Below are 22,314 nucleotides of genomic sequence, written 5' to 3'. Positions count from 1 at the left end.
CAGCGACGAGGCAACGATGATCGAACTTTGGAACGCACTCCCGCTGGTGATCCAGATCCTGCTCAAGATCACTGCCATCGTCCTGCCCCTGCTGGGGCTGGTGGCCTATTACACCTATGCCGAGCGCAAGGTCATCGGCTACATCCAGGTCCGTATCGGACCGAACCGCGTCGGCTGGCGTGGCTGGCTGCAACCGATCGCGGATGCCGTCAAGCTGATGATGAAAGAGATCATCATCCCGACCAAGGCCGATAAAGTCCTGTTTCTGATGGCGCCCATGATCGCCATCGCTCCGGCGCTGGCCGCTTGGGCGGTGTTCCCCTTCGACGAAGGGCTGGTGCTGGCGGATATCAACGCCGGTTTGCTCTATATCCTGGCGCTCACCTCGCTCGGCGTGTACGGCATCATCATCGCCGGCTGGTCCTCCAACTCCAAATACGCGCTGCTCGGCGCCATGCGTTCCGCCGCCCAGATCGTGGCCTACGAGATCGCCATGGGGTTCGCGCTGGTCGGGGTACTGGTCGCGGCCGGGAGCCTGAATCTGGGCGACATCGTCAACGCCCAGTCGGGCAATATCCTCACTTGGTTCTGGCTGCCGCTGCTGCCGCTGTTTGGGGTCTATCTGATCTCCGGAGTCGCCGAAACCAATCGCGCACCATTCGACGTGGCGGAAGGCGAGTCGGAAATCGTCGCCGGTTTCCACGTGGAATATTCGGGCATGGCCTTTGCGGTCTTCTTCCTGGCCGAATACGCCAACATGATCCTGGTCTCGGCCCTGGCGGCCCTGCTGTTTACGGGCGGCTGGCTGTCGCCGTTGCCGCAGTCCTGGGTGGATGGCGTCTTTCTGCTGGATGACGGCTTTCACTGGCTGCTGCTGAAGACCTTCTTCTTCATGTTCCTCTTTCTGTGGTTCCGGGCGACCTTTCCTCGGTACCGTTATGATCAGATCATGCGCTTGGGCTGGAAGGTGTTCATTCCGATCACGATCGTCTGGATCCTAGTCGTGGCGCTGGCGGTGATTTACCGACTGCCGCCCTGGTGGTCCGCTTGAACCGGAGACAACCGATGCTGAAAGCCGCGCGCGACTATCTCCAGAGCCTGTTCATGATCGAGCTGTTCAAGGGGCTTTCCCTGACCGGCGGCTATCTGTTCAAGCGCAAATTCACCGTTCAGTATCCGGAGGAGAAGGCGCCGCTCTCGCCGCGCTTCCGCGGGCTGCACGCGCTGCGTCGCTATCCGAACGGCGAAGAACGCTGCATTGCTTGCAAGCTGTGCGAGGCGGTCTGTCCGGCGCTGGCCATTACCATCGAGTGCGAGCCGCGCGAGGATGGTTCGCGTCGCACCACGCGCTATGAGATCGATCTCTTCAAGTGCATTTACTGCGGATTCTGCGAGGAGTCCTGCCCGGTCGACTCCATCGTCGAGACCAGCATCTATGAATATCACTTCGAGAATCGCGGCGAGCACATCATGACCAAGGACAAACTGCTCGCCATCGGCGATCAATACGAGGCCGAGATTGCCGCGGCCCGCGCGGCCGATGCGCCCTACCGCTAAACCGCGTCCAGGAGCGAAACGCAATGCATGCAGCGAATTCCACCTCCGCAACGACTCCAGACGTTGCCGCTGGACGCGGTTTAAAGATGAATAGGAAAGCATTCAAAATCTTAAACCGCGTCAGCGGTGACGTTCATTGGTTCAGGTGAGTTTGTTCTCACTCATCACTTAGCATATTGCTCTGGACGCGGTTTAATTATGGGCTTTGAAAAATTTCTCTTTTATGTCTTCGCGCTCATCACCCTATGGGCCGCGGGGATGGTGATCACCCGGCGCAACCCGGTCCATGCGGTGCTCTTTCTGGTATTGGCCTTTGTCACAAGCGCGGCGCTCTGGGTACTGCTGGAGGCCGAATTCCTGGGCATCGTGCTGATCCTGGTCTATGTCGGCGCGGTCATGGTGCTGTTCCTGTTCGTCGTCATGATGCTCGATGTGGACATCGCGACCCTGCGGGCGGGGTTCATCCGCTATCTGCCGCTGGGCGCCCTGGTGACCGTGGTGATGGCCATCGAGATGTTTCTGGTCGTGGGGCCGGCGAATTTCGGCCTGGAGGCCTTCCCAGCGCCCGCGCCACTGAGCGCGGATGTCAGCAATACCCGCGAACTCGGACTGCTGCTCTACACGGTGTATCTCTATCCGGTCGAGATCGCCTCGGTGATTCTACTGGTCGCCATTGTCGCCGCCATCCGGCTCACGCTCCGTCATCGGCCCGACACCAAATATATCGACCCGTCCCGCCAGGTCAGCGTCAGGAAGGGACCGGACCGGATTCGAATCGTCAAGATGGCCACGGAAGACCGGGTTCCGATGCCAGCCTTGGCGGGCGGCCACTCTCAGGATAAGGAAGAGACCGAATGATCGCACTCTCCGACTATCTGATCCTCGGCGGCTTTCTCTTCTCCATCGCCGTCGCCGGGATTTTTCTGAATCGTAAGAACGTCATCCTGCTCCTGATGTGCATCGAGCTGATGCTGCTGGCGGTCAACATGAACTTCGTCGCCTTCGCGCATTTTCTCGGCGACATGACCGGACAGGTCTTCGTCTTCTTCATCCTGACCGTTGCCGCGGCCGAGGCCGCCATCGGCTTGGCGATTCTGGTCGTTTTATTCCGCAATCGACAGACCATCAATGTCGAGGATCTGGATTCGCTGAAGGGGTGATGAAGAGATGGAAAACGTCTACCTGACCATTGTGCTCGCGCCACTCCTGGGCGCCATCGTTGCCGGTTTCCTCGGCGGTAAGATCGGGCGGCGCGCCTCGCATTCGGTGACGATCGCCGGCGTGGGCATCTCCACCGGACTCTCGCTCTGGGTGCTGTCGCGCTTCATCTGGAACGATCAGCCGGTGTTCAACGACACCGTCTATACCTGGATGGTCTCGGACGGTATCCGCTTCGAGGTGGGCTTCTTGGTCGACAAGCTCACGGTTCTGATGATGGCCACGGTGAGCTTCGTCTCGCTGATGGTACACATCTACACCATCGGCTACATGGCCGATGACGAGCACAACTGGCCCCATGGCGCACTGACCGGCAAGAACAGCTATCAGCGTTTCTTCAGCTATATCTCGCTCTTCACCTTCTCGATGCTGATGCTGGTGATGTCGAACAACTTCATGCAGTTGTTCTTCGGCTGGGAAGCGGTGGGTCTGGTCTCCTATCTGCTGATCGGCTTCTGGTCGACCCGCGAAAGCGCCATCTTCGCCAACCTGAAGGCGTTTCTGGTCAATCGGGTGGGTGACTTTGGGTTCATTCTCGGCATCGCCGCGGTCGGGATGTATTTCAATTCGATGGATTACGCGGAAGTTTTCGCGCGGGCACCGGAATTTGCCGACACGCAGGTCGCGCTCTTCGGCGGCGTGTCGCTCATGACCTTGATCTGCGTGCTGCTGTTCATCGGCGCCATGGGCAAGTCGGCCCAGGTTCCGCTGCATGTCTGGCTGCCGGACTCGATGGAAGGCCCGACCCCGATCTCGGCCCTGATCCATGCCGCAACCATGGTCACCGCCGGCGTTTTCATGGTGGCGCGCATGTCGCCGCTCTACGAACTCTCCGAGGCAGCGCTGAGCTTCGTGCTGATCATCGGCGCGACCACGGCCTTCTTCATGGGCCTGATCGGACTGGTCCAGAACGACATCAAGCGGGTAGTCGCCTATTCGACCCTGTCCCAGCTCGGTTACATGGTCACGGCGCTCGGCGCCTCTGCCTACGCGGCGGGTATCTTCCACCTGATGACTCATGCCTTTTTCAAGGCGCTGCTGTTCCTGGCAGCGGGTTCGGTGATCATCGCGCTGCACCACAAGCAGGATATCCGTCACATGGGGGGCTTAAGCAAATACATGCCGATCACCTGGGTGACGGCGCTGCTGGGTTCGTTGGCGTTGATCGGCTTTCCCGGCTTTTCGGGCTTTTTTTCCAAGGATGCGATCATCGAGGCCGTGGGCGCCTCGCAACTCTTCGGCGCCGGCTATGCCTCGGTCCTGCTCACCGTCGGCGTGCTGATCACCGCGCTCTACAGCTTCCGTATGTACTTCCTGGTCTTTCATGGCAAGGAGCGCATGGACGAACACACCAAGCATCATGTGCATGAAACGCCCTGGGTGGTGACGGTCCCGCTGGTGCTGCTCGCGATCCCGTCGGTCTTTATCGGCTGGTACACCGTCGAGCCGCTGCTGGTCGCCGATTGGTTCACCTCTGGCGACTGGAGCCCCATCGTGGTCGCTCACGAGCACGATACGCTTCACCATCTGCGCGAGCACTGGCACGGTCAGGCGGCCTTCGTCCAGCATGGTCTCACCGCGCTGCCCTTCTTCCTGGCCATGACCGGGCTGGGGCTGGCGGCCGTCATCTGGTGGGGTGTCTTTGCGTTCAAACCACGGATCGACGAGCAGTTGCAGGCGTTGGGCGGACCTGTCACCCGAATCCTGCAGGACAAATACGGCTTCGACGACTTCAATCAGCGGGTCTTCGCCGGAGGGAGTCGCAACCTGGGCCGGGCGCTCTGGATGACGGGGGATCGCGCGGTGATCGACGGGGCGATCGTCAACGGTTCGGCCCAGTGGGTCGCCCGGATGGCCCAGTCGGCGCGCCATCTGCAAACCGGCTTCCTCTACCATTACGCCATTGCGATGATCGTCGGGCTGGTTGGCCTTCTGACGCTTTTCGTGACGCTCTGACGCGCAAGGGAGACACCCTGAATGAATGAGTTCCCCCTGCTGACACTGGTCATCTGGCTGCCGATCATCGGCGGCGTGGCGGTACTGGCGAGCGGCGACAAATCCGCGAATCTCTCCAAATGGATCGCGCTGACCTTCGCCGTGCTGACCTTTCTGGTCAGCCTCGGACTCTGGATCGGTTTCGATTCGAGCACGGCCCAGATGCAGTTCGTCGAACGCTCGGCCTGGATTCCGACCTTCAACATCGAGTATTTCCTGGGCGTCGACGGCATCTCCATGCCCCTGATCATCCTCACGACCTTCATCACCATCTTTGTGATCGTCGCGGGCTGGGAGGTCATCACCTACAAGCCGTCGCAGTACATGGCGGCCTTCCTGATCATGAACGGCATCATGGTCGGTGTCTTCGCGGCGCTGGACGCCATCCTCTTCTATGTCTTCTGGGAGGCGATGCTGATCCCGATGTTCCTCATCATCGGGGTCTGGGGCGGACCGAATCGGGTCTACGCGACCATCAAGTTCTTCCTCTATACCTTCTTCGGCTCGGTCTTCATGCTGGTCGCGCTGATCTACATGTATTTCCAGTCCGGCAGTTTCAGCATCCTGGACTTCCAGGGACTGCAACTCGGCATGACCGCGCAGATTCTGATTTTCATCGCCTTCCTGCTCGCCTTCGCGGTCAAGGTGCCGATGTTCCCGGTCCATACTTGGCTGCCGGACGCTCATGTCGAGGCGCCGACCGGCGGCTCGGTGATCCTGGCGGCGATCATGCTGAAGATCGGCGGCTACGGTTTCCTGCGCTTCTCCATGCCGATCACGCCGGACGCCAGCGCCTCGCTGGCCTGGTTGATCATTGCGCTGTCGCTGATCGCCATCCTCTACATCGGCTTTGTCGCCCTGGTACAGCAGGACATGAAGAAGCTGATCGCCTATTCGTCGATTGCGCACATGGGCTTCGTGACGCTCGGTTTCTTCATCGTCTTCAGCATCATCCAGAACCCGGCGCTGTCCTCTGGCTCGGTGATGGGGATCGAGGGCGGCATGGTGCAGATGATCTCGCACGGCTTCATCTCCGGCGCGCTCTTCCTCTGCGTGGGCGTGCTCTATGACCGGGTCCATTCGCGCGAGATCGCGGACTACGGCGGCGTGGTCAACACCATGCCCTGGTTCGGCGCCTTCATGGTCTTTTTCGCCATGTCCAACGCCGGTCTGCCGGGCACCTCCGGGTTTGTCGGCGAGTTCATGGTCATCCTGGCCACCTTCCGCGCCGACTTCTGGTGGGCGGTGCTGGCCGCGACCACGCTGATCCTGGCGGCGGCCTTTACCCTCTGGATGGTCAAGCGGGTGGTCTTCGGCGAGGTCAAGAACGAGAAAGTGGCGGTCCTGCAGGATCTGAACGCCCGCGAGACCTTCAACCTGGGCGCGCTTGCCGCCGCCGTGCTGGCGCTGGGTCTGTGGCCCGCGCCGCTGATGAACGTCATGCATGCGACGGTCGAGAATCTGGTCACTCAGGTCAGCGTCTGCAAGCTGCCTGCCGCCGAGAGCGCCGATTGCGTCCTGGCGCGGCCCGAGCCGATCGCCGAACTGAACGGCAGACCCGTGGCGGCGACGCACTAACCCCGGCACCGACTGATGACACATTAGAATTGGAATAACCACATGCCATTTGACGCCGCCAATCTGCTGCCCATCCTGCCGGAGATCGCCCTCCTGATCACCGCCTGCGTGGTGCTCGTGGTCGATCTCTATCTGAAGGAAAAGGACAAGGGTTTCAATCACACCCTGAGCTTGCTCGGTTTGGTGGTCGCGATCGCGCTCACCGGCGCCGTCGGCGGCGGCGAACGCGAGATCTTTTTCGACGGGAATCTGGTCCGGGACGCCATGAGCGACCTGCTCAAGGGGGCGATCCTGCTGGTCAGTCTCTTTGCTTTTATCTATGCGCGCCCCTGGCTCAAGGATCGCGGCATGCTGGTCGGGGAATTCTATGTCCTCGGTCTGCTGGCGGTCCTCGGGATGCTGATCATGGTGTCAGCCAACAGTTTCCTGACCATCTATCTCGGGCTCGAACTTCAGGCACTCTGTCTCTACGCGCTGGTCGCCTTCGACCGCGACTCGAAGACGGGCGCCGAGGCCGCCATGAAGTATTTCGTGCTGGGCGCTTTGGGCTCCGGCATGCTGCTCTACGGCATCTCGATGATCTATGGCGCGACCGGATCCATCGAATTCGGCCCGGTGGCACAAGCCGTCGCCGAGCAGGGCATGTCGAACAAGGTACTGGTGTTTGGGATCGCCTTTCTGGTGATCGGCATCGGCTTCAAATTCGGCGCCGTGCCGTTCCACATGTGGGTGCCGGATATCTACGAGGGCGCGCCGACGCCCGCCGTGCTGATTCTTGGCAGCGCCCCGAAGATTGCCGCCTTCGCGCTGGCGATCCGTATGCTGGCGGATGGCCTGCAGGGTCTGTTGGCCGATTGGCAGGGGATGCTGATCATCCTGGCCGTCCTCTCGATGGGACTGGGCAATCTAGTCGCCATCGCGCAAACGAACATCAAGCGCATGCTGGCCTATTCGACCATCTCGCATGTTGGCTTCATCTTTCTCGGTCTGCTCGCCGGCTCCGCCCAAGGCTATGCGTCCGCCATGTTCTACGCCATCGTCTACGCGGTCATGGCCGCCGGCGCCTTCGGGATTTTGCTCATTCTGAGCCGCGAGGGTTTCGATGCCGAGAATCTGGACGACCTCAAGGGGCTCAATGATCGGGATCCCTGGTACGCGGCCATGATGGCGATCGTCATGTTTTCCATGGCCGGGGTTCCGCCGACAGTCGGCTTCATGGCCAAACTGCTGGTGCTGGAGTCCGTGATCCGCCTCGATCTGGTCTGGCTGGCCCTGGTGGCCGTGGCCTTTTCCATCATCGGCGCCTTCTACTATCTGCGCGTGGTCAAGTTCATCTATTTCGACCGTCCGGCGCCAAACGCCCCCGTACTGGTCACGACGGGTGGCGTGCGGGCGGCCATGACGCTCAACGGCCTGTCCTTGCTCGCGCTCGGTCTGTTCCCCGCGGCGCTGCTGTCGCTCTGCCAGGCCGCCTTTGTCTGACGACCGATGGCGTTCGGCGGTTGTCTCGACAGGGTCGCGCAAGCTACCATGCCAGCCTGCATCTCATGGTCTGGTCGAGTGGAGTTGAAGCATGTTTCGCGGCAGCATCGTTGCGCTTATAACGCCCATGCATTCGGATGGCGGGATCGATGATGCCAGTCTGAAACGTCTGGTCGATTTCCATGTCGCTGGCGGAACCACGGCCATCGTCGCGGTCGGCACGACCGGCGAGTCGGCAACCCTGGACGAAGACGAACATTGCGAGGTGATCCGTCGCACGGTGGACTTCGCGGCCGGCCGAATTCCAGTGATCGCGGGCACCGGCGCGAATTCGACCCGCGAGGCCATCACCCTGACCCGCTGCGCTCGGGATGTTGGCGCAGCCGCCGCTCTGCTGGTCACGCCGTATTACAACAAGCCGACCCAGGAAGGTCTTTACCTGCATTACAAGGCCGTGGCCGAGGCGGTGGATCTTCCGCAGATTCTCTACAACGTGCCGGGGCGCACCGCCTGCGACATGCTCCCCGAGACGGTTGCCCGGCTGGCGCCGATCGAGAACATCATCGGCGTGAAGGAAGCCACCGGGGATCTCGCGCGGATCGCCCGGTTGCGTCAGGATTGCGGGGACGATTTTTTGCTTTACAGCGGCGATGACGCGAGCGGCTGCGAATTTATGCTGCTGGGCGGAGATGGCGTCATCTCGGTTACCTCCAACCTGGCGCCCCGCCAGATGCAATCCATGTGCGAGGCCGCCTTGAGCGGCGATCGCGAAGGGGCGCATGCACTCAACCAGCCGCTCGATGCGTTGCATCATGAGTTGTTCGTGCAGTCCAATCCAATCCCCGTCAAATGGGCGGCCGCCGAAATGGGGCTTTGCGCGCGGGGGATTCGTCTGCCACTCACCTGGCTTTCCGAGGAATATCATGCGCGTGTCCGCCATGCCATGGAACTGGCCGGCCTCGTTTGAGGCATCCACAGTCCAGCGTCTTCACACCGCGTCGTCACAGGATGACCACACTGACCGAGAGTTCCAGACATTGAGATCAGGTTTTAAGCTTGTCGGTGCGATTACCCTGTCGATCGTACTTTCCCAACTGATTGGCTGTAGCTCGCTCGGTCTCGACGAGGCGATCCCGGATCAGCGGCTTGTCTACAAGAAGCAGCGCGATGCGGGCCTGAATCTTGAGATTCCGCCGGATCTCACGAGCAGTCACTTCGACGACGCATTGGATATCCCTTCCGGTGGCGGAGCCGCGACGTTCTCGGAGTACACCGGAAGTCGCGCGCAACGTCAGCAGGTCGCCTCGAATGGCGAAGTCCTGCCCGCGGTATCGAACATCGAACTCAAGCGCACCGGCAATGAGCGCTGGCTAGCGGTCCAAGCGCCCCCTCAGCAGGTTTGGCCCAAAGTGATCGACTTCTGGCGCGAGCAGGGCATTCTGCTGGCGGAACAGAATCCCGCCGTGGGTGTGATGCGAACCGACTGGCTCGATAATCGTGCGGAAATCCGGCAGGACTTTTTGACGCGAATGGCGGGAAAGTTGATTGAAGGCGTCTACGCGACTTCAACCCGCGATCAATACAGTTTGCGCATCGAAGAGGGGGCGAGCGCGGGAACCACGGATATTCATCTGACCCACCGGGGGATGGAAGAAAAACTGGTGACCAACGCCATTGGCGATGGAAGCCGGACCATCTGGGAGCCGAGCGGCACCGATTCGGCTAAGGAAGCCGAGATGCTTCGTCGTCTGATGGTCTTCATGGGCGCGGCAAAAGAAAGCGCGACCGTGACCGCGGATCCTTCCGGCGCTCCAGTCCAGGGACCAAGGTCGCGGCTGGTGACCGAAGGCGGTGCTCAAGTCCTGCTGATTCCGGAAGAGTTCCGTCGGGCATGGCGTCTGACCGGATCCACCCTGGATCGAGCGGGCTTTGCGGTCGAGGACCGCGACCAGAGTGGCGGTCTCTTCTATGTGCGTTATGCGGGCAAGGACGCTGCGGAGCAGGCGGACGGAAAGAAACCAGGCTTTGGCTCGCGTCTCGCGTTCTGGCGCAAGAACGAAATCGATCCCGTCAAGCAGTATCGGATTCAGGTAGTCGGCAACGACACCGAATCGCGAGTCACTGTGCTTGACTCGACCGGGAAGCCAGATCAATCCGAAAGCGGTCGGCGGATTCTCACGCTGATGCAGGAGCAGATGCGTTAAGGCTCTTCTCGTGAACGGTCGTTGGTGTCCGGATGCGATGAGATCCGCGACACCAGGGTATCGACCAGGATGTGACGCTTGCGTCCATTGATTCCTCTGACGGCATCGTTGCTACGCGCGCCTTGGATGGTGGTCGCCTTGAGCCACGCGCACCTGCTGCTGTTACTGCTCCTCGTCGCGCCGATCGCTCAAGCAATGGGGCCGTCGGTCGCACTCACTGCGGAAGAAACGGCCTATCTGCGGGGACTCGGCCCCATCACACTGGCTCCGGATCCGGACTGGGCGCCGTTCGAGCACCTGGACGAAAGCGGCAACATCGCCGGCATCGCCATCGATCTGGTCGATCTCGTCGCCCGACGGCTGGGGATCGATACCACCCCGATCATTGCGCGGGACTGGGATGCGGCGGTCGAACTGTCCAAGGCTGGAAACGTTCTGATTCTCCCTTTTTTGAATCGAACCCCCGCGCGCGAGGAATGGCTGACCTTCACCGAGTCGCTGCTCATCGATCCCAGCGTCTTCATTACCCGCGAAGAACATCCCTTCATCGCGGACGCCACTCAGTTGAGCGATGCCATCATCGTTCTGCCAAGCGGCACTTCGATAGAGGAACGCATCCGTCGCGACTTCCCCAATCTGACCATCCTCCTGGTGCCGACCGAAAACGACGCCTTCCAGGCTGTCTCGAACCGTGCGGCGGATCTCACGCTGCGCTCGCTGACCGTCGCCGCCTACACCATTCGCAAGGAAGGTCTGTTCAACCTCAAAATCGCCGGACAGGCGCCCGAGCAATATGTGAATCGACTGCGTATGGGCGTGCTGAAAAGCGAACCCCTGCTGCGCGACATCCTCAATCAGGGAATCGCCACCATCAGTGCGCGCGAGCGCGAGGAGATCGTCAACCGGCACGTCAATATCACCATCGTCAAACCGATGGATTACGGATTCATTCTGCGGATCGCCGGGACGCTGGCCGCGCTGATCGGCGTCTCCTTCTACTGGAATCTGCGGCTCAGGAAAATCAATGACGCCTTGAGCGAGAGCGAGCGCAGTAAGTCCGTGCTGATCGCCAACCTGCCGGGGGTCGCCTATCGCTGCCGCTATGACCATGACTGGACAATGGAATTCATCTCCGCGGGCTGTCTGCAACTAACCGGCTACCGCAGTGAGGATCTGCTGCACAATCGCGTCATTGCCTATAATGATCTGATCGCCCCGCAGGACCGCGAGCGGGTCTGGACGATCTGGCAGGAGGCCAGGGACGCCGACCGACCCGCCGCGCTGGAGTACCGGATCATCACCGCTGATCAGCAGGAAAAGTGGGTCTTCGAACAGGGCGTCTTTGTCCATGATCATGGCAAGCGCCATGTCTGGATGATCGAGGGGCTCATCATTGACATCACCGCCCGCAAACGCGCCGAGGCCGAACTGTACCGGGTGTCCATCCATGACGAACTGACCGGTCTCTACAATCGACGCTACATGCTTGAGCGGCTCGGTGCGCTCATGACTGAATTCACCCGCGAAGCGCATTGCTTCGCCATTGCCCTCATCGATCTGGATTATTTCAAAAAGATCAACGATACCCATGGCCATCCGGCCGGGGATCTGGTGCTCAGGGAATTCGCGGCCCTGCTTGGCAAGAGCGTCCGCCCTTATGATCTGGTGGGACGCTATGGCGGCGAGGAATTCATCGTCGTGGTCACCGACAGCCACCAGCGCAAGATCGAAACCATGCTCGCCAGACTGCGGGAGAGCCTGAAGCATCAGGTGTTCGACTTCCATGGAACGCCATTGAGCGTCACCTTCAGCGCGGGTGTCGCCAATAGCTGCGATCTCGCGCCGGACGGGGGCATCGACACACTCATCATGCAAGCCGATGAGCGGCTCTATGCCGCCAAGGCGCAGGGTCGGGATCGGGTTGTCTATCAAGGGACACCCAGCCAGGATGCATAACCCTAAAAAGAGCGGTCAGCTTCCAACCGCCAGTCGCCAGCTTTTGAGAATCAGCGACTTGGCGTCCGATGTCGATGTCGATGTCGTGGCCTCGACATGGCGAATAATCGACAACGACAACGACAACGACAACGACAACGACCTGAGACGGTCTTGAGACTTTCGCACAGTTGCACTAGAAAGAGCAGTCAGCCGCCAGCAACCAGCCTCCAGCCGTTGATTTGTCGAAGTTTTCGCTGATTGAGACGTTCATCCAATGGGTGAACCTCGGTAGGTCTTGCCCAATGGCTAATTGGGTAATTTCCAAAAGCTGGCTGCTGACCGCTCTATTCAGGTTCACTCTTCCACCAGCCAGCCTTGCAGTGCGTCGATCAGTGATTTAGCCTGCGCGCGGCTGGAAATATTAAACTTCGATTGCTGTCGATACTCGCCATTGCGTTTTTGATAACGTCGAATGGTGTATTTCTCGGGACCGTAATCCTCCTTGGCCCGATCCCAATCCTGATAGCGGAAGATGATGGTGGTCCAGCTACCCTTGGAGAGAATCACCTTCCCCAGTTCCTTGGTGGTCTCGATGCCGTCCTCCGAATAGCTGACGGTCAGGTCTTCGAGCTTCTCGCTCATTCTTGCTGCCCCTGGGTCTTGAGTGACTGGTTTGGGCCGGGAGTGATTCCGGTGCGGGTGGTGGCGCGGGCGCCGTTACGGATCAAGATGTCGACGATATTGGTTGAGTTCGGTCCCTTGCCCTGCGACTGGGCGATTTCCAAGGGTAAACGGCCTTTGGCATCCGCCTGGTTGACATTGGCACCGTATCCGATCAATCGCGAAACAGTTCCAAGGTGACCCTCAGAGATGGCGGTATGCAGCGGCGTCTCGCCTCGTGCATCGGGTAAATCGATATCCGCGCCGCGCCGCAACAGAAATTCAAAGACATCCCGATCCGCGATCCCTTCGCGCGTCAGCCGCGGGAGCATGTCTTGCGGATTCAAGGGCGCACCGTGCTCAATCAGCATCTGCGCGACTTGGGTCTTGCCGTTCGCCAGCGCGACCTCAAGCGGCGTTTTGCCATGGCGGTTCAACACGCCGGGATCCGCGCCATGGGTGACGAGTTCGCGGGCGATCGTCACGCGGCCATTTCGCGCCGCGACATGGAGCGGAAAATCGCCGTTGATGTCCGCGAGATTGACATTCGATTTCCAATACAGATGCCGCTTGAGCTGATCCAGATCGCTGCTGCTCACGGCGCGATCCATGCTCATGGTGGGGCGGCTTGGTTCCTGGCAACCGGCAAGCGCCAAGGCCATCAACAGGAGCGCGGCAGGCATTAGGCGATACATGTTCGGATGATTGCGTTCGCGGCTGACCTTGGCAACAAGTCTGATGTTAAGGCCGTGCGTCGGTCAGTTGCAACTGATCGGGATGCGCATCGCCAAGTCGCCTGCTTCTGTCGATTTGCCGTGTTATCGTACATGCCATGATCTGGAAACTACTCTTGACCGCCGCCGTGATCCTCGGTGCCTATGGCGTCATCCGCGCGCGTATCCGGTCCGACCGGGTTGCCCGAGGTCTGGAGCCGCCAAGGCCGCCGCTGTTGCCGCCCGGGTTGATGCAGCTCGCCGTGTCGGCGGTTCTGGCCTTGATGGTCCTTGGCAGCGCTTTGCATCTGTATACGGGATGGCGCCATGCGCGCGAGGTGGTTCTGGTCCAGGTCGTCAACGCCAATACCGGTCAGATCACAGCTTTCGAGGTGCGAAGGGGGAGTGTGGAGGGGCGGCGTTTCCAAACCATCGATGGGCGGGAGATTCGTCTCGCGGACGTGGAACGGATGATCGTTCTGCCGAAACCGCGTCCAGAGTGATCGTCATCGAGTCGCCGTGGCCTTGCGGCGACTCGATGACGATCGGCGCCACGCGCCTTAGGAGCCGTTCATCAACAACCTCCCCCTGATCGGCGTCGCCCGCAACCGGGCTCCTACGCGCCCCGTAGGATCCCGGTTGCGGGCGACTTGGCCGTCGGTTTCAGCGATTCGGGACATCATTGCTGGACGGTTTTTTCCCGAGCCTCCGCGCTGGCAGGCCGTTCCTCAAGTTTTTCGATGATGTCGAGATCCTGCAGTTCGGCCACGCGCTCCGGCGTATACCCGAGTTGTCTGAAGTCCATGATGCCATCCGGCGAGTGACACTCGATGCAATCGCGGCCCTTGCCCTGGATGCCGTGGTTGACCATCAGCGTGCCCATCTGTCGCATCCAGTGCGGTTCGACATTCTCCAGCCGCCCGTCGACCAGCGGATAGACCGTTTTCCAGCCCTCGGTGATGCCGAAATAGGACATGAACTCGTCCATCATGTAGAGCTTGAACGGCTCCTGATACATGCGCTGTACGATAGGATCGGAAATGGCTTTCTTGACGGATGCTGGCGTGTCGCCGGTTTCGTAATAGCTGGCGTAGTCGAACGGCAGGATCATGGCCCCAAACGGCCCTTGGTTCGTCATGTCCTCGAACATCATGGCGTTGAAGAGTTTGAACGGATAGATCCGGCTTTCGCCCTGGTTCATCGCGGCGCGCAGGTTCTTCTGGATCATGGCCTCGCGCTTGGCGAGCATGTCCGGGGACAACTGGGAGAGTGGATCGGTCGCCATCCGGACATAGGCATCGACATCGATGTCCGGGTACTGCTGTTTAAGTTCGATGGCCTTCGCTCTCACTGCTTCGATGATCTCGGGGTCGTCGAGTCGCGCCACCTGCTGCATCAGCGGATTGTAAACCTCCGAGCCGTTCGGATTGTTGCCGAGCGCGTTGGCCAGAAACGTCCCGTTGCCGTTGAACCAGAGGAAGGTGAAACCCTTGCCGGGTTTGCCCGACCGATAGATGTCGGTCGGCTCGAACAGGCCTTCCTCGGGATCCCAGGTCGGATGCACCCAATCGCGCAGCACGACGTTCTCGGCTTCCAGTTCCTTGATGTGGCAGGTTTCGCAGGCCAGCCGCGCGATATGGCCGTTGAGCAGCGCCTTGTGCTCGGACTGGTTGTGCGGCGCCTGGGTGTGGCAGCTCTCGCAGGTGACGTCCTTGGTTGGGATGTCGTTGGCGACCAGATCCACGCCCTTGCGTCCGCGGGGGATCTTGTGGCCTTCGGGGACGTGGCAGTCGGTACACTGGATACCCGATGCTGCATGGGTGTCATCGTGCGGGCTGAACGGATTGCCGCGTTTCGCGCCTCGATGGAGGATGCGCTGATTGACATGCCCCAGCGCCTGCGCGGCGGCATTGTGCCGGTAGGCGTCGCCGCCCATGTTGTGCTGATGGCAACGCAGACAGGTCTCGGAGTTGATCGGCCCGACGGTCAGCGCGGCGCGCAGACTGCGATCCTGATTCCAGCGCAGCCCCTTCGCGTCCTGGATCACATGACGCTGATTCATGTCGTAAGCGGTGGAATGGCAGATCAGGCAGTCGATGCCGTCCTTGGCTTCGGAAGGGACATCGCCGATCGGCATCATCTTTTCGGTCGCGGGCTGATAGTTGCCGCCGATATGACATTGACCGCAGCCCTCGCTGCGCATCGTCACTTCGCCTTCGCCATGCTCCGGGCGGCTCTCGACCAGCGCGGCCCAGCCCGTCCAGGTGAAACTCCCCGGAATGCCGCAGGCGCGGTTGATCTTGCCGACCGGTATCTTGTGCGCGCCGCTGTTGACCTGGCGCCCGTCATAGCCATAGGTGGAAAAACCGCCCGATTCGCTTTGAAACTTGAAATGCACCGAATTGACGATGTCGCCGAGCGTGTCGACCGTTTTGACGGTTCCGTCGCCGTGCGTGACCTGGATCGTGGCATGACAATGCAGACAGGTTTGCGGGCCTTCGTAATGATGGATGCCGGCTTCGCGAAAATACTTGATATGCGATGGCTCGGTGTCGCGGATGAAGGACTCCGTGTTCATCAGCATCTCGATCTTGACCTGACGCGCGAACGGCTCCTGATCGGTGTCGACGATGGCCGCCGCCTTGCGCTGGCGCGCGTCCGTGCTGAGTTCCTGGGCCAGCGCCTCGAATTCCGTCTTGGTCAATTGCGTGCTGCTGGCATAGGTCAGCGGGGCGTTGGTCTTGCCGACATAGGACTCGAAGGCGAGCGGATAGAGCACCTTGTAGGCGAGCGTCAGTCCGATCAGGACGAGCGCGGTGACGATGAGCCGACGTTTAGCGGTCGGGGAGAGCGGTTTCAGAGCGATGGGATTCATAGTCAGTCGTAACCCTTGGGGTTATCCAAAAAAGGAAGTACAAGGGGCGAATTTATTCGCCGCGTTGGGTGCGCGGATACGCGGGGTGTAGGGGCAATTTAAATCGCCCCTACAAGACTTGCAGCCATTCGGAGTTGGGAGACTCATTTCCGGAAATCGCCTTATCCCTGTGACTCTGGGTGCGTCTCCCGGTGCCAGCCCGTGATCATCGCGCGCAGGTTCGAGGACAGGGTATCGCCCGTGGTGATGATATAGAGATGCACCAGAACGAACAGCGCCAGGAAATAGGCGACCGTCAGATGCGTCATGGCCACGACCCAGACGCTCCCGAGACCGAACAGCGTCTCCGGGAGATAGATCGAAAACAGGAAGGCCCAGCCGCTCAGGATCAGCACGGGCATCAGCAGATACATGACGCCCAGATAGCTGAGTTGTTGCAGCGTGTTGAGCTTCATCTCGGCGCTCGGATGAAAGGGATGCGGTTCGTTTTGAAAGATCCCGTAGCCGTAGTAGCGCATCTGCGAGAACAATCGCTGGAAAAAGCCGCGCAAGTGCACCCGATAATGGCGGCCGTTGTCGGTGACCAGGTTGCCGATGACAAAGCCGATCCAGCCGATGGTCACAAGAATGCCGGCGACATTATGGATCGGGCGTGCGATCTCGAAATTCAGCAGCCATCCGGTTCCGGCAAAATGCATGCTGGCTCCGGACAGGATCAGCACCAGAAACAGCAGCGCATTGAGCCAATGCCAGGCGCGCACCCAACCTGAGTAGAGATAAAGCGCGTTCATTTCGGATCCCCTTTGGTCCGTTGGTAGGCTTTGTAACGCCCGTAGCCATGCGCGGCAAGCACCAGCAGCGTTAGACCGATGACGATCAGGCCAAGGAGGTCGAGCGTGGCGTTCCGGCTCATGCCGACCACATAGGCGTCGTTGAAGACCGCCTTGTTGAGCCAGCCCTTGGTCGCCAGATCTTCTTCCGACCGATATTGATAGAGTCTGTTCAACAGACTGGGTTCCTTGGAGTGACAGTTGACGCAATCCCGGTTGCTCTCTTCCGGTGGCAGAATCCGGTGGGAGACCTTCTGTTCAGTGTCAGATAGCGGGGTGTGACAGTCGAGGCAACGCACCGCGTCCCAATGTTTTTCCCGGTTAGGCAGCCAGGCGTGATGGGGGCTGAAGGGGTCGCGTAGCTTTTCGTGGCAGGACAAACAGACCTGGTTGCCGTCGCGGACGATGGCGGCGATCTTCTCGCCGACCTGCGAGGCGCGGAAGCCATGCGGATCGTGACAGGAATGGCAACTGAACCCCTCGACCTCGGGTGCATCCGAGGTGGCGTGGACGCTCTCGGCATATTCGGCATCGATCGACTGGTACCGCGCGATATTGTCCTCCGTATCGTCTTTCTCATGACAGCCGAGACAGGAGAGTGTCTCGTTCGCGGCGTCCGACGGGTGCGGATAGCGGTCAAACTCACCCTCATGGCAATCGATGCAGTCGAGTTCTCCGTGAACCGAATGCGACAGCGCATGCGGCTCGATCGCCAGATCGACAATCTCGCCCGTGCCGGGATCGCGATAGGCCAGTGTCGCCATGGCGTGACAACGCAGACAGGATTTGTTGTCTGTCGCCGGCGCCGCGGGCGTGGCGGGAGGCGCCATAGTCATGAGCGTCAGTAACAGCGTTCCGCTCAAAGCCATGATGGTCGGAAACGATCCCGCTCTGGGGTGGCGGTGGGGATCGCGCGGGTTGGTTGGATTCGCGGACAGGTTCGTCATCGCAGGTTAGTCACCGCAAGTTGTACATCGGGTTCACGACCGCGGAAAGCCCGGTCGGTTGGCGTCCCGGTCAGTCTGGCAGCCGGACCAACCGCATCGCAAGGCCCCGTCAATCAAACGTGTCAGGCTCGTTGCTCTCGGTTCGCCGCTCAATTCAGCACGGAGACCCAAGGGATGCAGTGACAATCATCATTGATGGACCATCAAGAAATCAATGTCAATCGATGTCAATCAGGGTCGATCAATAAATCTGGTTAAATAGATCAGCGTTTTATTCGGTCTTTATCCGCAGTATTTCATTCGGTTTTCGTCCATCCCCGCCCGTCAAGCCACTCCATTGACCAAGCTCACACATTGAATCGTCTCCGATTAGACAATTTAAGAAATTGGGCTTATAACTATTCTAGTACATAAGAATATTATTACGAACTTTGAGAATAGGCACGGTGTCGATCCGCAGTGGATTGACCCTCGGAATCCAGACGGCGCTCCTGGCGGCAAGGCGGTATCCATGAAAGACGTTGACACTTTTCCGAATGAAACGGCGATGGGCCCTTATCTGGCGGATCAACTGGATATCCGGGGGATCAGTCGGCGCGGATTCCTCAAATTCACCCTTGGGATCACCGCGGCCATGGGGCTGCCATTCGGCATGTCCGGTCAAGTGCTGGCGGCCCTGGAGCAGAGCCAGGCGCGTCCCACAGTGATTTGGCTACATTTTCAGGAGTGCACGGGCTGTACCGAATCCCTGCTGCGCGCCACGCATCCCGCCGTCGAGACGTTGATCCTCGATCTGATTTCGCTGGATTATTCGGAAACCCTGATGGCTGCCGCCGGCCATCAGGCCGAACAGGCGCTACACGAGTCGCTGGAAAAGAACAAGGGCCAGTTCATCCTGGTCGTCGAGGGTTCGGTGCCCATGCGTGACGGCGGCATCTACTGCAAGATTGGGCGCAAGACGCCGCAGCAGTTGTTGCACGAAATCGCGCCGCACGCCGCGGCGGCGGTCGCGATTGGTTCCTGCGCCTCCTGGGGCGGGGTCCAGAGCGCGGCGCCGAATCCCACCGAGGCGGTCGGCCTGCAGGAAGCCCTGACGCGCGAAGGCATCGTCAAGGCCGACGGCACCGCGCTGCCCGTCATCAATCTGCCCGGCTGTCCCGCCTCGCCCTACAACCTGCTGTCGACGGTGCTCTATTACCTGACCCTTAAGAAACTGCCCGAGGTCGACGCCAAGGGTCGCCCGACCTTCGCCTATGGGCGCCTGATCCACGACAACTGCGAACGCCGGCCGCATTTCGACGCCGCCCGGTTTGCCGAACAGTTCGGCGACGAGGGCCATCGTCAGGGCTGGTGTCTCTACAAGCTCGGGTGCAAGGGGCCAGAGACCTATGCTAATTGTCCCGCCATCGAGTTCGGCGATGTCGGCGCCAATACCTGGCCGGTCGGGATCGGCCACCCCTGTTTCGGCTGCGCCGAGCAGGGCGTCGGTTTCCACAAGGCATTGCACGAACAGTCGGATGTCGAGTCGGTCACCCCGTCCTCGCTGTTCCCGGAGATCTTCACCGAGCACGCGGGTGGCGTCACTGTCGGCGCGGCGGCGGTCGCTGGCGCCATTGGCGGCGGGGCCGTGGTGTACGCCGTGGGCGCGCACAAACAGCTCAAACAGCTTGAGGCCGAGACCGCAACCTCGGCCGCTTCGAAGACGGAAGAGGAGGTAAACCAATGAACATCGATCGTCGTGATTTTTTCAAGGTCGTGTTCGCTGGTGCCGCGACGGCATTGACCGCTCCAACGGCCCAGGCGCGACCGCCCAAGGAACTGTCGCCCGATGCCGTCGGGATTCTCTATGACGCGACGCTCTGCATCGGTTGCAAGGTGTGCGAAGTCGAGTGCAAGGCGGCCAACGCGATGCCGATGTCCCATGACACCCCGCTCGAACAGGCGCATGGCGTCAGCGGTCTCTGGGATTCCGGTAACGATCTCAACAGCCAAAACCTGAATAAGATCAAGATCTACGCCAACGGCACGGCCGAGGTGAAGGATCGCGAACTGGATGGCTACAGCTTCGTCAAGCGCAACTGCATGCATTGCGTCGATCCCAATTGCGTCTCGGCCTGTCCGGTCAGCGCACTGACCAAGGATCCGGTCACCGGCGCGGTGACCTACAACCCCGAAGCTTGTATCGGCTGCCGTTACTGTCAGCTTGCCTGTCCGTTCAACATTCCGAAGTTCGAATATGACAAGGCATTTCCGAAGATCGTCAAATGCGAGATGTGTTCCGAGCGCCTGGCCGAAGGGGATATTCCGGCCTGCTGCGATGCCTGTCCGACCGGCGCCAGTCTCTTCGGGCGCGTGTCCGACCTGTTGAACGAAGGCCATCGCCGCCTGACCTTCCAGCCGAGCGAACGGCAGGAATATCCGGTCCGCCGACTGGACGGCGGCGAGACCCGGACCGCCGAGGTCGCCACCTATTACCCGAAAATTTATGGCGAAACCGAAACCGGCGGGACTCAATCCCTGCTAATGGCAGCGGTGCCCTTCGAGAAACTGGGCCTCCCGGCGCTGGGCGACGAATCGCGCGCCCAACTCTCGGAGACCATCCAGCACACGCTCTATCACGGCATGATGGCGCCAACCGTCCTCTTGGGCGGACTGGTCTATGCCGCCTATCGCCATACCCATGAGGATCGGGAAGAAACGTCCGGGGACCAGGATCGCCCGCAAGATGGGGAGGGGCGCGGCCATGACTGAGGTTTATCGGCCCGTCGGCGGCCGGCTCTTGACCAGACAGTTCTATTTCATGGGCTTTCTGGCGCTGATTGCCGGTTACTTCATCATCCGCCGGTTCATCTTTGGCATCGGCGATGTCTCCCACCTCAGCGATGGCTATCCCTGGGGTATGTGGATCACCTATGACGTGGTGACGGGAACGGCCATTGCCTGCGGCGGTTACGCGATGGCCCTGCTGGTTTATGTGTTCAATCGCGGTCAGTTCCATCCGATCATCCGCGTCGCGCTACTGACCAGCGTCTTTGGCTATACGCTCGCGGGCATCTCGATCGTCATTGATGTCGGTCGCTACTGGCAGCTCTACAACGTTTTTCTGCCGCAATACGCGAACCTTAATTCCGTGATGCTCGAAGTCGCCCTCTGCGTGACGCTCTATACGCTCGTGCTCTGGATCGAATTCTCACCAGCGATCCTGGAGGCAATGAAAGCCAATCGGCTGCTACGTCAACTGCGCCATGTCCTCTTCTTTTTCATTGGATTGGGCATTCTGCTGCCGACGATGCACCAGTCGTCTCTCGGCTCGCTCTTGATCATCGCGGGCTATAAAGTTCATCCGCTCTGGCTGACCAACATCATTCCGCTGTTGTTCCTAATCACGGCCATCGCCATGGGCTATGGCATGGTGGTCTTCGAGTCGCTCTATGCCTCGGTCAATCTCAAGCGCGAACTCGAAACCGACATGCTGTCCCGAATTGGCGCCGTCATTCCCTGGCTGTTGATCCTCTATCTGGTTCTACGGATCGGCGATCTCGCGATGACGGGAAATCTCGTGGCACTGACTCGGCCGGGGCCGGAGCCCTTCCTGTTCGCGGCCGAAATGGCGCTCTTTCTCTTTGCCATCGTCACGCTGCTCAACCGGAAGCTGCGCGAGCGTCCCACGGTCCTGTTCTGGAGCGCGCTCGCCGTGGTGCTGGCCGGGGCGCTCTATCGCTTCGACGCCTTCATGATCGCCTATAACCCTGGGGCGGGTTGGCATTATTTCCCCGGCGTGGGCGAGATGCTGATCACCCTGGGCATCGTGGCGATCGAGGTCATGGCCTATCTCTTCTTCGTCAAGAAGACACCGATTCTGGCGATGCATCGACCGCATCCGGCATGACGGGCGCGGTGGTCGGGTTGGCTCGGCCCTGTCCGAGTCAACCGTCGTTTCGCCAGACGCGATTTCAGTTTTATGAATGATGGTTTTGTTTTAACTGCTCCCCAGACGAACCTCTTGCAGGCAAGCGGTCGCGGGGCGTGGTTTCAATAGATGACAGGAGCGCGGGTAAGATGTCGAGCAAACGTATTTGTGTGGATCCAGTCACCCGCATCGAGGGTCATTTGCGCATCGATTGCGATATCAAGGATGGCAAGGTCGTCGACGCCTGGTCGAGCGGACAGATGTGGCGCGGCATTGAGACCATCCCATTACACACAACTTTACGTGTCCGGCATCTCCCTGGCATATTTGGCATATTTGGCATATTTGATTCCAGCCGCGAAATCCATGATGCGCTGCATGCCCAGCCAGATCGTCTTCAAGCCGGG

Annotated in this window: 19 protein-coding genes; 14 read left to right on the top strand and 5 right to left on the bottom strand. The window is 60.1% G+C overall.

What is annotated here, in order from left to right:
* Positions 1-16 precede the first annotated feature (16 nt).
* The 10 genes from nuoH (at position 17) to CCR95_RS15470 (ending at position 11,990) form a co-directional block, all read left to right on the top strand.
* A complete protein-coding gene (gene nuoH, locus CCR95_RS15515; protein ID WP_201096032.1) occupies positions 17-1,051 on the top strand; it encodes an NADH-quinone oxidoreductase subunit NuoH in 1,035 nt (344 codons plus the stop codon).
* A gap of 14 nt (positions 1,052-1,065) precedes the next feature.
* A complete protein-coding gene (gene nuoI / locus CCR95_RS15510) occupies positions 1,066-1,557 on the top strand; it encodes an NADH-quinone oxidoreductase subunit NuoI (protein ID WP_420825664.1) in 492 nt (163 codons plus the stop codon).
* A gap of 198 nt (positions 1,558-1,755) precedes the next feature.
* Positions 1,756-2,415, top strand: a complete 660-nt coding sequence (locus CCR95_RS15505) for an NADH-quinone oxidoreductase subunit J (RefSeq protein WP_201096031.1) — start codon at positions 1,756-1,758, stop codon at positions 2,413-2,415.
* Positions 2,412-2,717: an NADH-quinone oxidoreductase subunit NuoK gene (gene nuoK / locus CCR95_RS15500; protein WP_014780145.1), complete on the top strand. Its 306-nt coding sequence runs from the start codon at positions 2,412-2,414 to the stop codon at positions 2,715-2,717. The genes CCR95_RS15505 and nuoK overlap by 4 nt, the downstream gene beginning before the upstream one ends.
* A gap of 7 nt (positions 2,718-2,724) precedes the next feature.
* Complete coding sequence (nuoL, locus tag CCR95_RS15495; RefSeq protein WP_201096030.1) at positions 2,725-4,731, top strand: NADH-quinone oxidoreductase subunit L; 2,007 nt, start codon at positions 2,725-2,727, stop codon at positions 4,729-4,731.
* A gap of 21 nt (positions 4,732-4,752) precedes the next feature.
* Positions 4,753-6,348, top strand: a complete 1,596-nt coding sequence (locus CCR95_RS15490; RefSeq protein ID WP_201096029.1) for an NADH-quinone oxidoreductase subunit M — start codon at positions 4,753-4,755, stop codon at positions 6,346-6,348.
* A 42-nt stretch (positions 6,349-6,390) separates the two neighbouring features.
* A complete protein-coding gene (nuoN, locus tag CCR95_RS15485; protein WP_201096028.1) occupies positions 6,391-7,830 on the top strand; it encodes an NADH-quinone oxidoreductase subunit NuoN in 1,440 nt (479 codons plus the stop codon).
* Positions 7,831-7,921: 91 nt separating this feature from the next.
* Positions 7,922-8,797 carry a 4-hydroxy-tetrahydrodipicolinate synthase gene (gene dapA, locus CCR95_RS15480; protein ID WP_201096027.1) on the top strand — a complete coding sequence of 292 codons (876 nt, stop codon included), beginning with the start codon at positions 7,922-7,924 and terminating at the stop codon, positions 8,795-8,797.
* Between the two features lie 70 nt (positions 8,798-8,867).
* The gene (bamC, locus tag CCR95_RS15475; RefSeq protein ID WP_201096026.1) at positions 8,868-10,034 is read left to right on the top strand and encodes an outer membrane protein assembly factor BamC; all 1,167 of its coding nucleotides are present in this window, start codon (positions 8,868-8,870) and stop codon (positions 10,032-10,034) included.
* 78 nt (positions 10,035-10,112) lie between these two features.
* Entirely contained in the window at positions 10,113-11,990 is a 1,878-nt protein-coding gene (locus tag CCR95_RS15470) for a diguanylate cyclase (RefSeq protein ID WP_201096025.1), read from the top strand.
* Positions 11,991-12,326: 336 nt separating this feature from the next.
* Here the strand turns inward: CCR95_RS15470 and CCR95_RS15465 are convergent, their stop codons facing one another.
* A complete protein-coding gene (locus tag CCR95_RS15465) occupies positions 12,327-12,614 on the bottom strand; it encodes a hypothetical protein (RefSeq protein ID WP_201096024.1) in 288 nt (95 codons plus the stop codon).
* A complete protein-coding gene (locus CCR95_RS15460; protein ID WP_242523275.1) occupies positions 12,611-13,315 on the bottom strand; it encodes an ankyrin repeat domain-containing protein in 705 nt (234 codons plus the stop codon). Before CCR95_RS15460 ends, CCR95_RS15465 begins: the two co-directional genes overlap by 4 nt.
* 149 nt (positions 13,316-13,464) lie before the next feature.
* Between CCR95_RS15460 and CCR95_RS15455 the strand changes: the two genes are divergently transcribed.
* A complete protein-coding gene (locus tag CCR95_RS15455) occupies positions 13,465-13,848 on the top strand; it encodes a hypothetical protein (protein ID WP_201096022.1) in 384 nt (127 codons plus the stop codon).
* A gap of 176 nt (positions 13,849-14,024) precedes the next feature.
* Here the strand turns inward: CCR95_RS15455 and CCR95_RS15450 are convergent, their stop codons facing one another.
* From CCR95_RS15450 to CCR95_RS15440, 3 genes are all read right to left on the bottom strand, one after another.
* The gene (locus CCR95_RS15450; RefSeq protein ID WP_201096021.1) at positions 14,025-16,220 is read right to left on the bottom strand and encodes a multiheme c-type cytochrome; all 2,196 of its coding nucleotides are present in this window, start codon (positions 16,218-16,220) and stop codon (positions 14,025-14,027) included.
* A gap of 161 nt (positions 16,221-16,381) precedes the next feature.
* Positions 16,382-17,011, bottom strand: coding sequence for a cytochrome b/b6 domain-containing protein (locus tag CCR95_RS15445; protein ID WP_201096020.1), 630 nt, complete (start codon positions 17,009-17,011; stop codon positions 16,382-16,384).
* Positions 17,008-17,919, bottom strand: coding sequence for an ammonia-forming cytochrome c nitrite reductase subunit c552 (locus tag CCR95_RS15440; RefSeq protein WP_242523274.1), 912 nt, complete (start codon positions 17,917-17,919; stop codon positions 17,008-17,010). The genes CCR95_RS15445 and CCR95_RS15440 overlap by 4 nt, the downstream gene beginning before the upstream one ends.
* Before the next feature lie 589 nt (positions 17,920-18,508).
* On the opposite strand from CCR95_RS15440, the gene CCR95_RS15435 reads away from it, so the two are divergent.
* The 3 genes from CCR95_RS15435 to hybB are packed head-to-tail and all read left to right on the top strand — an operon-like array spanning position 18,509 to position 21,886.
* Positions 18,509-19,723, top strand: coding sequence for a hydrogenase small subunit (locus tag CCR95_RS15435; RefSeq protein WP_201096018.1), 1,215 nt, complete (start codon positions 18,509-18,511; stop codon positions 19,721-19,723).
* A complete protein-coding gene (hybA, locus tag CCR95_RS15430) occupies positions 19,720-20,748 on the top strand; it encodes a hydrogenase 2 operon protein HybA (protein WP_201096017.1) in 1,029 nt (342 codons plus the stop codon). The genes CCR95_RS15435 and hybA overlap by 4 nt, the downstream gene beginning before the upstream one ends.
* The gene (hybB, locus tag CCR95_RS15425) at positions 20,741-21,886 is read left to right on the top strand and encodes a Ni/Fe-hydrogenase cytochrome b subunit (RefSeq protein WP_201096016.1); all 1,146 of its coding nucleotides are present in this window, start codon (positions 20,741-20,743) and stop codon (positions 21,884-21,886) included. The genes hybA and hybB overlap by 8 nt, the downstream gene beginning before the upstream one ends.
* The last annotated feature ends 428 nt before the right edge of the window (positions 21,887-22,314 follow it).

It is taken from the genome of Thiocystis minor, from assembly GCF_016653465.1.
Classification (GTDB): Bacteria; Pseudomonadota; Gammaproteobacteria; order Chromatiales; family Chromatiaceae; genus Chromatium; species Chromatium minus.
This window is presented reverse-complemented; position numbering and strand designations above follow the sequence as displayed.